We start from the raw sequence: 13459 nt of genomic DNA on the forward strand, positions 1-13459 counted from the left end.
TTTCCGGCCACTGCCAGTCTTTAAGGTGTTGCCATTTCAACCGCCCCCGGGGTGCCTGAATCCATGTACTAGTCCTCCATCTCCTACCACGCGGCCTCGAAGTGCCTGCATCCGTTTGCCCAACAGACGCTCAACGAAACCACTCCCAGGAGACACAGACCGATGTCTGAAACGTCCAAGAACAACGAAGGCGCTGCGTTCCGCGCCGAAATCGACGACAAGCTGCTGCACGCCGTCGCCGCCGAACCAGCCACGGCCAACACCAAGGAGCTTTACAAGGCGCTGGCCATCGTCGCCCGAGACCAACTGGCCCAGCGTTGGGTCCGGACCCAGATCGACGACCGCCGCAAGAAGTCTCGCCGCATCTACTACATGTCGATGGAGTTCCTGATCGGACGCACGCTGGACAATGCCTTGTCGGCACTCGACTTGCGCGAGAAAGCAGTGGCGGCATTCTCCGACGCCGGCGGGCCGAGTCTCACCGATGTCATCGAATGCGAACCGGATGCCGCGCTCGGCAACGGCGGTCTCGGGCGTCTGGCCGCCTGCTTCCTCGATTCGATGGCCACGCTGGAACTGCCCTCCTGGGGCTACGGCATGCGTTACGAATACGGAATGTTCGCCCAGTCGATCATCAACGGCGGCCAGGTGGAGCACCCGGACTCCTGGCTCCAGGATGGCACGCTCTGGGAATTCCCGCGCCCGGGCACGCTGTTCCCTGTACGCTTCGGCGGCACGGCCGAGCACCACGGCGAATGGGCGGAATGGAATGCCGCCGAGGCCGTCGAAGCACGCGCCTTCGACTACGTAATCCCGGGCCACGACACCGACCGGGTCAGCACGCTGCGCCTGTGGAAGGCCGGCGCCCCTGCGCATATCGACCTGAACGCGTTCAACTCCGGCGATTACGCGCGCGCAGCCGAATTCAAGAACCGGTTCGAGAACATCTCGTGGGTGCTCTACCCGAACGACAGCACGCCGGCCGGGCGTGAACTGCGTCTGCGGCAGGAATACTTCTTCGTTTCCGCCTCGCTGCAGGACATCATCTTCCACCACCTGGAAGAACACGGCCACCTCAACAACCTCGCCGATCAGGTCGCCATCCACCTGAACGACACCCACCCGGCGATCGCCGTCGCCGAATTGATGCGTCTGCTCTGCGACGAATACGGCATGCTCTGGGCAACGGCCTGGAGCCAGTGCAAGCGGATATTCTCGTACACCAACCACACGCTGATGCCCGAAGCGCTGGAGACCTGGCCGGTCAGCCTGGTGCATTACCTGTTGCCGCGGCACATGCGCATCATCTACCGGATCAATCAGGAGTTCCTGGCCGAAGTCGAGCAGCGCTTCCCCGGCGACATCGACCTGATCCGCCGCGTCTCGCTGATCGACGACGGCGATGGCAGCGAGGAAAGCAAGCGCGTCCGCATGGCGCATCTGTGCATCGTCGGCAGCCACCGAATCAATGGCGTCTCGCAGCTGCATTCGGACCTGATGATCAAGACGATCTTCTCGGGTTTTGCCAAGCTCTATCCCGACCGCTTCCACAACAAGACCAACGGCGTCACGCCACGCCGCTGGCTGGCCCAGGCCAATCCGGGACTGTCGTCGCTGCTCGATGCACACATCGGGCGTGACTGGCGCATCGATCTGGACAAATTGCAGAAGATTCGCCCGTTGGCCGACAACGAGAGCTTCCGCACCGGGTTCGCCGCCGCCAAGCGCAGCAACAAGGTCCGCCTGGCCGACTACATCCGGCGCGAAACGGGCATCGTGCTCAATCCGGACAGTCTGTTCGACGTCCAGGTCAAGCGCATCCACGAGTACAAGCGGCAACTGCTCAACGTGCTGCACGTCATCACCCACTACAACGCCATCCTGCACGGGCAGGCAGATGATGCGGCGCCGCGCTGCGTTATTTTCGCCGGCAAGGCCGCCTCCTCGTACCACATGGCCAAGCAGATCATTCACCTGATCAACGACGTCGCCAACGTGATCAACAACGACCCCCGTATCCAGGATCGCCTGAAGGTCGTCTTCGTGCCGAACTACGGCGTCTCGGTCGCCGAACTGATCATGCCCGCCGCCGACCTCTCGGAGCAGATCTCGACAGCCGGCACGGAAGCGTCGGGAACCGGCAACATGAAGTTCGCGCTCAACGGGGCGCTGACCATCGGCACCGAGGACGGCGCCAACATCGAAATTCGCGACAACGTCGGGACCGACAACATCTTCATCTTCGGCAAGAACGCGCAACAGGTCGAAGCGCTGCGAAACGCCGGCTACGATCCGCGTTCGATTTACCAGAACGACCCGCTGCTCAACGAAACGCTGAACAAGATCGATGGCGGCTTCTTCTCGCCGAACGACCGGCGCCGTTATCACGACGTGTTCAACAGCCTGGTCAATTACGGCGACCATTACATGTTGCTGGCGGACTATGCCGACTACATCGAGAAGCAAAAGTACGTCGACAGCGTGTACAAGACACCGGAGGCATGGCTGCGCAAGGCCATCCTCAACGTCGCCGGCATGGGTCAGTTCTCTTCCGACCGCACGATTCGCGAATACGCGGAGGACACCTGGAATCTCGGCACGTCACTAAGAAAGAAGGTCTGACATGTTAAGAAAAGCGGAAGCGCTGGCCTTGTGCCGTGCCGAACACGGCGACCCGTTCGCCGTCCTCGGCATGCATGCCGACAGCAAGGGGCGGCTGTGGATCCGTACCATGCAGCCCGGCGCGCTCGCCGTGTCGGTCATCGACGCGACGAGCGGCGAACAGGTGCTGGATCTCCCCGAGCGGAAGCTCGACGGCATACCAGGCGCTTCAGGCCTTTTCGAAGGTTCGCTGCTCGGACGCTCGAAGCCCTTCAAATATCGCCTGAAGATCACCTGGTCCGGCGGCGTGCAGGAAACTGAAGACCCCTACAGCTTCCCGACGATCATCGGCGACCTCGACGCCTGGCTGCTCGCCGAAGGCTCGCATCTGCGGCCGTTCGAGCGCCTCGGCGCGCATCTGCGCGAAATCGACGGAATCAAGGGCGTCACCTTCGCCGTCTGGGCACCTGACGCGCAACGCGTCAGCGTCATCGGCGACTACAACACCTGGGACGGGCGCCGCCACCCGATGCGTCTGCGCCGCGAATGCGGCGTCTGGGAATTGTTCATCCCCCGCCTGGAGGCAGGTACCTGCTACAAGTACGAGATTCGCGCCAAGGACGGCCGGGTCCTGCCGCACAAGGCCGACCCGTACGGATTTGCCGCCGAGCTGCGCCCGTCCACGGCCTCGATCGTCCACGGCCTGCCGGTCACCGAAAAGCGCCGGGCAATCGGCGCCAGCAGCCGCCTCGATTCACCGATCTCCATTTATGAAGTCCATCTCGGCTCGTGGCAGCGTGACGCGGACGGCGGTTTCCTCGACTGGAAGCGCCTGACCGAAACCCTGATCCCGTACGCCGTCGATCTCGGCTTCACGCACCTCGAACTCCTGCCGGTCTCCGAACACCCGTTCGACGGCTCCTGGGGCTACCAGCCGCTCGGCCTCTATGCGCCGACGGCGCGTTTCGGCTCACCCGACGGGTTCCGCGACTTCGTCGCCGCCTGTCATCGCGCCGGCCTGGACGTCATCGTCGACTGGGTCCCCGCCCACTTCCCGACCGACGAGCACGGACTCGGCCGCTTCGACGGGCAATGCCTCTACGAGCACGCCGACCCGCGCGAGGGCATGCACCAGGACTGGGGGACGCTGATCTACAACTTCGGGCGACGCGAGGTATTCAACTACCTCGTCGGCAACGCCCTGTACTGGATCGAGCAATATGGCGTTGACGGTCTGCGCGTGGATGCCGTCGCCTCGATGCTCTACCGCGACTACAGCCGCAAGCACGGCGAGTGGGTTCCCAACATCTACGGTGGCCGTGAGAATCTGGAAGCCGTGCATTTCCTGCGCCGGATGAACGAGGTGCTCGGCACGGAATGTCCGGGCGCCGCGACCTACGCCGAGGAATCGACCGCCTGGCCGGGGGTCAGCCGGCCGCCGTCGATGGGCGGACTGGGCTTCCACTTCAAGTGGAACATGGGCTGGATGCACGACGTGCTCGATTACATTCGCCACGATCCGGTGCACCGCCGCTACCACCACCATCAACTGACGTTCGGCCTGCTCTACGCCTTCACCGAGAATTTCGTCCTGCCGCTCTCGCACGACGAAGTGGTGCACGGCAAGGGCTCGATGATCGCCAAGATGCCGGGCGACTACTGGCAGAAGTTCGCCAACCTGCGCGCGCTCTACGGCTTCATGTGGGCGCATCCGGGCAAGAAGCTGCTGTTCATGGGCGGCGAGTTTGCCCAGTGGAACGAGTGGAACGACGCCGGCTCGCTCGACTGGAACCTGCTCGAGTTCCCGCAACACGACGGCATCCGCGCGCTGATCCGCGATCTCAACACGCTTTACCGCAAGACCCCGGCGCTTTACGAGATCGACTTCGACCATCACGGCTTCGAATGGATCTCGGCCAACGACTCCGACAATTCGATCATCGCCTTCCTGCGCCGCGGGAAGGATTCCTCGCGCGTCATGCTCTGTGTCTGCAATTTCACGCCGGTGGTGCGCGAAGGGTATCGCGTCGGCGCACCGGGACGGGGCACCTACCACGAGCGGTTGAACACCGATTCGCAGTACTACGGCGGCAGCAACGTCGGCAACCCGTTCGGCCGCGTAGAGGCCGAGCCGACGCCAGCGCACGGGCGCGAGTGGTCGATTTCGCTGACCCTGCCGCCGCTGGCCACGGTGTTTCTTGAATGGGAAGCCTGATCACGCACGCCGGTTTGCAGGAAGGGCGACCCTGGCCGCTCGGAGCACACTGGGACGGAGAAGGCGTCAACTTCGCCGTCTTCTCCGCCCATGCGGAACGCATCGAGCTGTGCATCGTTGAACAGGGGCGAATCTCCACGCTCCCCCTGCCGCGTTGTACCAACCAGATCTGGCATGGCTATCTGTCAGGCGCAACTCCCGGCCTGTGCTATGCCTTCCGCGCCTACGGTCCGAATACCGACGGCCACCGTTTCGATCCGCAGCACTTGCTGATTGACCCCTATTGCCGCGGGCTGGCCGGCCGCTTTGCCTATGACTCCTTCGTCCCTCCCGAGCAGCAACTGAAGTCCTGCGTCGTCCACGAGCCGTTCGACTGGGGCAACGATGCGCCGCCGGCGACGCCCTGGTGCGACACGGTGCTCTACGAAATCCACGTCAAGGGCGCGACTCAGGATCATCCCGACGTCCCGCAAGCACAGCGCGGCACCTACGCCGGGCTGACCTCCCCGGCCATGCTGGCGCACCTCAAGCGACTCGGCGTCACCGCCGTCAAATTGCTTCCGGTGCATGCCTTCCTCGACGAGAAGCGCCTGCTGCACGTCGGACTGAAAAACTACTGGGGCTACAACACGCTGGCCTTTTTCGCCCCGGAGCCGCGCTACGCCACGGCCGACTCGCCGTCCGTCATCAACGAGTTCCGTGCGATGGTCCGTACCCTGCACGCGGAAGGGATCGAGGTCATCCTCGACGTGGTGTTCAACCACACGGCGGAAACGGACGAATTCGGCCCGACGCTGTCCTTCCGCGGCCTCGACAACGCCAGCTATTACCGGCTCCGGTCCGACAACCCGCGCCTGTACGAAAACCATTCGGGCTGCGGCAACACCTTCAACTTGGCCCACCCGCGCGTGCTGCAGCTAGTCATGGACGCCCTCCGCTACTGGGTCAGCGAAATGCACGTCGACGGCTTCCGTTTCGACCTGGCAGCCGCGCTTACCCGCGACAGTGCGTTCCTCGCGACGCTCGGCCAGGACCCGGTACTGTCGCGCGTCAAGCTGATCGCGGAACCGTGGGATCTCGGCCCGGACGGCTACCGCCTCGGTCGCTTCCCCCCGGGCTGGAGCGAATGGAACGATCGTTTCCGCGACGACATCCGCGGCTTCTGGCTGACGGGAGAAGCCAGCATCGGCGCGTTGGCCCAGCGGATTTCCGGGTCGAGCGAGATTTTCCGCCACAACGGCCGCTCGCCGTTCGCCGGCGTCAACTTCATCACCGCGCACGACGGCTTCACGCTGCGCGACCTGGTCAGCTACAAGCACAAGCACAATCAGGCCAACGGCGAGAACAACCGCGATGGCCACGGCCACAACCTCTCCTGCAACTGCGGGGTAGAGGGCGAAACCGACAATCCGGCAGTGCTTGAACGGCGAACGCGTTTGCAACGCGCACTGCTGGCGACGCTGTTCGTTTCCCAAGGCATTCCGATGCTTCAGGGCGGCGACGAGATCGGCCGCACCCAGTCGGGCAACAACAACGCCTACTGCCAGGACAATGCCTTGGCCTGGCTCGACTGGCAACACGCCGACAAAAGCCTCGCCGAATTCTGCGCCAACCTGATCCGCCTGCGACAACGCTTTGCGCAACTGCGGCGGCACGACTGGCTCACCGGCACGCCGGACCAGAAAGGGCAGCGTGACGTCATCTGGTGGCACTTCGACGGACGGGAAATCCGCGCCGAGGACTGGAACGCTCCCCACGCCGGAACGCTCGGCGCCATCCTGGCGCCCTCCGGCCCCGGCTGCGAAACGCTTCTCCTCCTGTTCAACCGCACCGCCCTTCCGCACACGGCGGCACTTCCGGCCGGCGACTGGCGGCTTTGTTGCGACACCGGAACGGACCGACCTTTCGCCGCAGATTCGCGGCATACGCATGCATCCCTTGCTGCCTGCAGCGTGCAACTTCTTTCGCAAGGATAAGGCCATGACCTACAACCGACACAGTGGCATCCTGCTCCACCCGACCTCGCTCCCGGGCCGTTTCGGTTCCGGTGATCTCGGACCGGCCGCCTATCACTTCGTCGACTGGCTGGTCGCCGGCGGTCAGACACTTTGGCAGATCCTCCCGCTGGGTGGCGTCGGCCCCGGCAACTCGCCGTATATGAGCCCATCGGCATTCGCCGGCAACGAACTGCTGATCGATCTGGAACACCTGCGCGACTGCGGCTGGCTGACCGACGCCGACATCGCTCCTGATCCGCTGTTCAGGAATGACCGGATCAACTACCCGGCCGTCAAACCTTTCCGCATGTCCCGCCTGCGACTGGCCGCGGAGCGATTCTTCACCGACCCGCGTCAGGATGCCCACAAGGCTTTTCTGGCGTTTTGCCAGAGGGAGTGCGACTGGCTCGAAGACTATGCGCTGTTCATGGCGCTCGACGGCAGGTTGAATCCGTACGGCAAGGTCTGGCAGGATCTGCCTGGCGAACTCGTCCAGCGCAAGACCAAGGCACTGCGTGAAGCCGCGAAATCGCTGGCCGATGAGTGCAACTTCTGGCGTTTCTGCCAATGGTGTTTCGACGAGCAGTGGATGGCGCTCAAGCGTTACGCCAACGAACGAAGCATCCGCATTGTCGGCGACATGCCGATCTTCGTCTCGGCGCACAGCGCCGACGTGTGGGCACATCAACGACTGTTCGACCTCGATGCCGGCGGACACCCGCGCGTCATTGCCGGTGTCCCGCCCGACTATTTCAGCGCCACCGGCCAGCGCTGGGGCAACCCGCTCTACCGCTGGGAAGAACACGCGAAAGACGGCTACACCTGGTGGACGGAACGGCTGCGCCGTGCGCTCAAGCTGACCGACATCGTGCGCATCGACCATTTCCGCGGCTTCGAATCGTATTGGGAAATACCCGCCACCGCCCCGACAGCCATCGACGGACGCTGGCTTCCTGGTCCGGGACAGGCGCTTTTCGCCGAGATGCGCAAGGCACTGGGAATCAAAAACACAAAAGACCGGGGCGATATCAGGATCATCGCCGAGGATCTCGGCGTCATAACCCCGGAGGTGACTGCGTTGCGCAAGGCCGTTGGTTTTCCCGGCATGCGCATCCTGCAGTTTGCCTTCGATGGTCACAGCGACAACCTGTATCTACCACACAATTTCGAGCCGCACACCGTCGTGTACACCGGAACACATGACAATGACACAACCCCCGGCTGGTGGCGGTCGCTTCCCGAGCAGGACCGGCACTACGTTCGCCGCTATCTCGGTGTCAGTGGCGAGTCGATCCACTGGGACCTGATTCGAGCCGCTTCGGCATCGGTCGCCGCCATTTCCATCGTCCCCATGCAGGATGTGCTTGGTCTCGATGCCTCGGCACGCATGAACCTCCCCGGCACCGACGAGGGTTCCTGGGAATGGCGTTTTACATGGGATCAGGTCGCCCCGTGGCATGCCGAGCGCCTCGCCGAACTGGGACGTCTTCATGGCCGCACGCCACGCAGGAGAACCGATGAGCATGCCGTTTCGGCACATTAACCACAGTCTTTCGTCGCGAAGCGGCACCAAGGTAGCCGCATGACATTCTCTACCCCTCAGATGTAGTAGGATTGAAGCGTAGGTTTGATCGATGGAAAGACTTTCATCCACCTTTGCAAAAGGAATGATCATGGCTGAAGAAACCGCGAAAACCCCCACCAAAAAATCGACGACACGGACGAAGAAGGCGGATACCGCCGCCGCTACAACCGTTGAAGTCAAAGCCAAGAAACCCGCAGCAGCGAAGACGGCTACAAAAAAGGCAGCGGCAGCAGCGGCTGCCGACAATCCAGTCGTAGAGAAGAAGGCTGTCGCGAAGAAACCCGCTGCGACCAGGACCGTTGCACCGCGCAAGACTGCCGAGAAAAAGGCGCCCACCCAGGTGGCAGGAATCACCGCCGAGCAGCGCTACAGGATGATCGCCGAAGCCGCCTACTACCGGGCCGAAAGCTGCCAATTCATGAGCGACCCGCTACGCGACTGGATCGAAGCCGAGCGCGATATCGCGATCCTGCTCAGCGGAACTGCAGAGTAATCACCTAAAGCGCACGGCCAAAGGCTCGTGCGGCTTTGAGGCAGAAAAAAGAAGGGAGTCCGGCGTTCAGGACTCCCCTTATAGAGCATCTGTCGCGCCTCGCCAAAACGGTGATCGCGCGGAACGGAACGACTCAGAAACCCCGGTAAAGCTCCTCGTAGTGAGCCGCCGCATCGTCCCATGAGAAGTTCTGGCGCATTCCTCGCCGCTGTACCTTCCCCCACGCTTCCTGGTTCTGGTAGAACTCGCAGGCATTACGAATGCGTGCACCGAGGGCATGACGCGCGGCATCGTCGAAAACGAACCCTGTCGCCCGATCTGCCGCCAAGTTATCGTCATTTACGTCGACCACCGTATCCGCCAGACCGCCCACCCGCCGCACAAGGGGTAGCGTCCCGTAGCGCAGCGCATACAACTGCGTCAGCCCGCACGGTTCAAAACGCGACGGAACCAGCAGGACGTCCGCTCCGGCCATGAACCGGTGTGACATCTCCTCGTCATAACCGATGTACACGGCGACATTACCCGGATTGACCGAGGCCGCATAACGGAAGCCGGCTTCAAGGTCGCCCTCGCCTGTTCCGAGGACAACCAGTTGCGCGCCTTCCCGAAGCAGTTCCGGCAATGCGGCGAGCAGCAGATCCATTCCCTTTTGCGAGGTCAAGCGACTGACCACGGCGAACAACGGCCCACGCGCGTCGGGGGACAACCCGAATTCGGCCTGCAAGGCCGCCTTGCAGGCTTTTTTCCCCTCCGGATTGTCAGCCGTATAGGAGGCGGCAATCTTTGCATCGGACGGATTCCAGACCGAATAATCCACCCCGTTGAGAATCCCGGACAGGTCACTGCCCCGATCACGCAGGACGCCGTCAAGACCACAGCCGAACTCCGGGGTACAAATTTCGCGGGCATAGTTCGGACTGACCGTGGTGATCTTGCTCGAGTACACCAGGCCAGCTTTCAGGAAGGAAATCTTGCCGTGAAACTCCATCCCATAAGGTGTCAGCTTGCGCATCGGCAAGCCGAGGTCGAGGTGACACTCCATCGGGAAGATACCGCGGAATGCGAGGTTATGGATGGTAAACACGGTCGGCGTTTTGAGGCCGGGATTCTGGACGATATAGGCAGACGCGAGGCCTGCATGCCAGTCGTGCGCATGCACAACTTCCGGAACCCACTGGCTGTCCAACTCCCCGGACGCCAGATGGGCCGCCACCCAGCCCAGCAAGCCGAACCGGCGATGGTTGTCACTCCAGTCATGGCCATCCGGCCCGACATAGGGATTTCCCTCACGCCGATACAGGAAGGGGGCCTCGATCACGTAGGCAGGCAAACCACTGTCGGGCAAGCGACCGAAACTGAGCGTCACGACTGCCGCACCAAATACCGGCCCGATTTGAAGCACCGGCTTCAGGCCGACGACGCCCGCGAGAACACCGGGCAGTCCGGGGAGCAGGACACGAACGTCCAGTCCCCGATTCGCCAACGCCGGCGGCAAAGAACCCATGACGTCGGCCAGACCGCCGGTCTTGACGAGAGGAAAAAGCTCCGAAGCAACGTGTAGTATGCGCATGTAATCTACGAACCAATATCCGGAAAAGTCACCGCAGCCGCTCGATCATCTGCCGCGTAACGAGAGTAACGCCGTTGTCGGTCCGGCGGAAACGACGCGCATCTTCCGCGGGGTCCTCGCCGATGACCATCCCCGCCGGAATGCTTACACCGTGATCGATGATGCAGCGGTTCAGACGCGCCCCCCGCCCGATTTCGACTTCCGGCAACAATACCGACCAGTTGATCTTGGAATAGGAATGCACCCGGCAGGCGGAGAACAACAGGGATCGATTCAACTCGCCTGAGATTATGCAACCACCGGAAACCGTCGACTCGATGGCCACGCCGTGCCGATCGATCTGGTTATGCACGAACTTGGCCGCCGGCAGTTGCTGCTGGTAGGTCCACACCGGCCAACTTGAATCGTAGAGATTCAACGCCGGATCGGTTGCCGTCAGATCGATGTTGGCCTCCCAGTAGGCATCGACCGTACCGGCATCCCGCCAGTAATCTTCCTTGCCCGGCCCCTCTTCCGGTGCATGCACACAACTCCGGGAGAAGGAGTGCGCATAGACGCATCCGGCCTTCACAGCGTAGGGAAGGATGTCCTTGCCGAAATCGTGATTCGATGTCGGATCGGCAATATCGCGGCTCAATTGCTCGTACAGGTATTTCGCATTGAAAATGTAAATTCCCATGCTGCAAAGAGAAACATCGGGTTTGCCGGGCATCGGTGGAGGATCGGCAGGCTTCTCGATGAAGTCGGTAACACGGCTACTGTTGTCCACCGCGATGATGCCAAACCCTGACGCTTCCTTGCGGGGCACTTCGATGCAGGCGACCGAACACTCCGCACCACTTTCGACATGGTCGACCAGCATCGCCGCGTAGTTCATCTTGTAAACGTGGTCGCCCGCCAGAATGAGTACGTACTGCGGAGACGGATGGTAGGTCTCAAGGATGTCAATGTTCTGATACACGGCATCTGCCGTCCCGCGGTACCAGGATTCTTCGTCAACACGCTGCTGCGCCGGCAGGAGATCGACGAACTCGTTGTTCTCGCCGCGCAGGAACCCCCACCCGCGCTGAATATGCCGCAGCAGGCTGTGCGACTTGTACTGGGTGACGACCCCGATACGCCGGATGCCCGAATTGACGCAGTTGGACATGGCGAAGTCTACGATCCGGTATTTCCCCCCGAAGTAAACCGCCGGCTTGGCGCGACGGTCCGTCAACTCGTACAACCGGCTCCCACGCCCGCCGGCCAGCACCAGCGCCACCGTTCTTCCGGGCAATTGAAAAGTTCTTCTTTCGATCATGTCGCCGCTCCTTTTATTCCCTGATCCAATCATCAAACACGTGATCGCCGTGCAACTTAACTGATCACATCCGGTGCACTTCTTCCAGTAATCCCGTTGATATTGGCTAACTGTTCCGCCAGCGCGATGAGCGGCGCCAGCGACGTCTGCGTCGGCACTTCGTGCAGAGAGGCATCGGCGACATAGCGCTCGAGATAGACGCGCAGAGTGGCGCCTTCCGTTCCCGTTCCCGACAGACGGAACACCACGCGTGAGCCTCCATCCAGAAGCACACGCACGCCCTGCTTCTCGCTGCGAGAGCCATCGATGGGATCGGTGTAGGCGAAGTCGTCCGCGGCAGCAATGCGCAAGCCTGCAATCTCGCGCCCCGGCAATTCCGGCAGTTTCGCGCGCAGTTCAGCAAAAAGCCGGTCCGCCTTTTCCGTCTCGATCCCTTCGTAATCATGACGGGAGTAAACGTTGCGTCCGTAGGTCTTCCAGTGCTCGCGCACGATCTGCGCGACTGGTTCATTCCGGGCTGCCAGGATGTTCAGCCAGAAAAGTACCGCCCAAAGCCCATCCTTTTCGCGGACGTGGTTCGACCCCGTCCCGGCGCTCTCCTCGCCGCACAAGGTGACCTTGCCGGCATCCAGCAGGCTGCCGAAGAATTTCCAGCCGGTCGGCGTCTCGAAACAGGGGATACCCAACGATTCGGCGACGCGATCGACCGCGCAACTCGTCGGCATGGATCGCGCCACGCCGGCCAGGCCGGCCGCATAGGCTGGCACATGCATGTAATTGGCGGCCAGAACAGCCAGACTGTCGCTTGGACTGACCACGAAATCACGCCCGACGATCATGTTGCGATCGCCATCCCCGTCGGAAGCGGCGCCGAACGACAGGCCGGAACGCGGATCAGCCAGCGCAGCGACCAGATCCGCCGCATAAACGGGGTTCGGATCAGGATGCCCGCCGCCGAAATCGGGTAATGGGAGCCCATTGACCACCGTCCCGACTGGCGCACCAAGCCGCTGCTCGATGATCGCCCGCGCGTACGGCCCCGTAACCGCGTGCATCGCGTCAAAGCGCATCCGGAATTCGGGGCGCATCAGCAGGTTGGAAATCCGTTCGAAATCGAACAGCGTTTCAAGCAATTCGGCGTAGTCCGCGACGGAATCGATGACCTGCACCGTCATGTCGCCGACACGCGTTTCACCGAGATGACCAAGGTCGACATCATCCGACTCGACCCGTTTATAACAGGAGATTTCCTGAGTCCGCCGATATACCTCCTCGGTAAATGTCTCGTTGGCCGGTCCCCCGTTGCCAAGGTTGTACTTGATGCCGAAGTCGCCGTCCGGCCCGCCCGAGTTATGACTGGCCGACAGGATGATCCCGCCGAAGGCCTGATGCTTGCGGATGACCGCGCTCGCCGCCGGCGTCGACAAGATCCCATTCTGGCCCACGAGGACACGCCCGAACCCCGCCGCGGCCGCCATGCGCAGGATGATCTGGATCGCCACGTCATTGAAATAACGCCCGTCGCCGCCAAGCACCAGCGTCTTTCCCTGCTGCCCGGACAGCGTGTCGAAGATCGACTGGACGAAATTCTCCAGATACCCCGACTGGGCAAACACCTTGACTTTCTTTCGCAAACCCGATGTGCCGGGCTTTTGTCCGGCGAACGGAGTGGTTGGAACTGTCACGACATGCATC

8 protein-coding genes are annotated in these 13459 nt (G+C 62.1%); 5 read left to right on the forward strand and 3 right to left on the reverse strand.

What is annotated here, in order from left to right:
• Positions 1–162 precede the first annotated feature (162 nt).
• The 5 genes from BO74_RS00895 to BO74_RS00915 all read left to right on the forward strand — a co-directional run bounded on the left by BO74_RS00895 (position 163) and on the right by BO74_RS00915 (position 8891).
• Positions 163–2622: a glycogen/starch/alpha-glucan phosphorylase gene (locus BO74_RS00895; protein ID WP_496439337.1), complete on the forward strand. Its 2460-nt coding sequence runs from the start codon at positions 163–165 to the stop codon at positions 2620–2622.
• 1 nt (position 2623) lies between these two features.
• On the forward strand, positions 2624–4816 hold the full coding sequence (glgB, locus tag BO74_RS00900; RefSeq protein ID WP_496439339.1) for a 1,4-alpha-glucan branching protein GlgB: 2193 nt from the start codon (positions 2624–2626) through the stop codon (positions 4814–4816).
• Complete coding sequence (gene glgX, locus BO74_RS00905) at positions 4804–6792, forward strand: glycogen debranching protein GlgX (protein ID WP_496439340.1); 1989 nt, start codon at positions 4804–4806, stop codon at positions 6790–6792. The genes glgB and glgX overlap by 13 nt, the downstream gene beginning before the upstream one ends.
• A 4-nt stretch (positions 6793–6796) precedes the next feature.
• Positions 6797–8356, forward strand: coding sequence for a 4-alpha-glucanotransferase (gene malQ, locus BO74_RS00910; protein ID WP_496439342.1), 1560 nt, complete (start codon positions 6797–6799; stop codon positions 8354–8356).
• 130 nt (positions 8357–8486) lie between these two features.
• The gene (locus tag BO74_RS00915; protein ID WP_496439343.1) at positions 8487–8891 is read left to right on the forward strand and encodes a DUF2934 domain-containing protein; all 405 of its coding nucleotides are present in this window, start codon (positions 8487–8489) and stop codon (positions 8889–8891) included.
• 133 nt (positions 8892–9024) lie between these two features.
• Here BO74_RS00915 and glgA read toward each other — a convergent pair whose 3' ends face one another.
• The 3 genes from glgA to BO74_RS00930 are packed head-to-tail and all read right to left on the reverse strand — an operon-like array spanning position 9025 to position 13458.
• Positions 9025–10464, reverse strand: a complete 1440-nt coding sequence (gene glgA, locus BO74_RS00920) for a glycogen synthase GlgA (protein WP_496439344.1) — start codon at positions 10462–10464, stop codon at positions 9025–9027.
• Between the two features lie 28 nt (positions 10465–10492).
• Positions 10493–11764, reverse strand: coding sequence for a glucose-1-phosphate adenylyltransferase (glgC, locus tag BO74_RS00925; RefSeq protein ID WP_496439345.1), 1272 nt, complete (start codon positions 11762–11764; stop codon positions 10493–10495).
• A gap of 56 nt (positions 11765–11820) precedes the next feature.
• Positions 11821–13458 (reverse strand): alpha-D-glucose phosphate-specific phosphoglucomutase, encoded by a 1638-nt coding sequence (locus BO74_RS00930; RefSeq protein WP_496439347.1) that lies wholly within the window; start codon positions 13456–13458, stop codon positions 11821–11823.
• Position 13459: the final 1 nt, after the last annotated feature.

The organism is Propionivibrio pelophilus DSM 12018 (assembly GCF_059569095.1).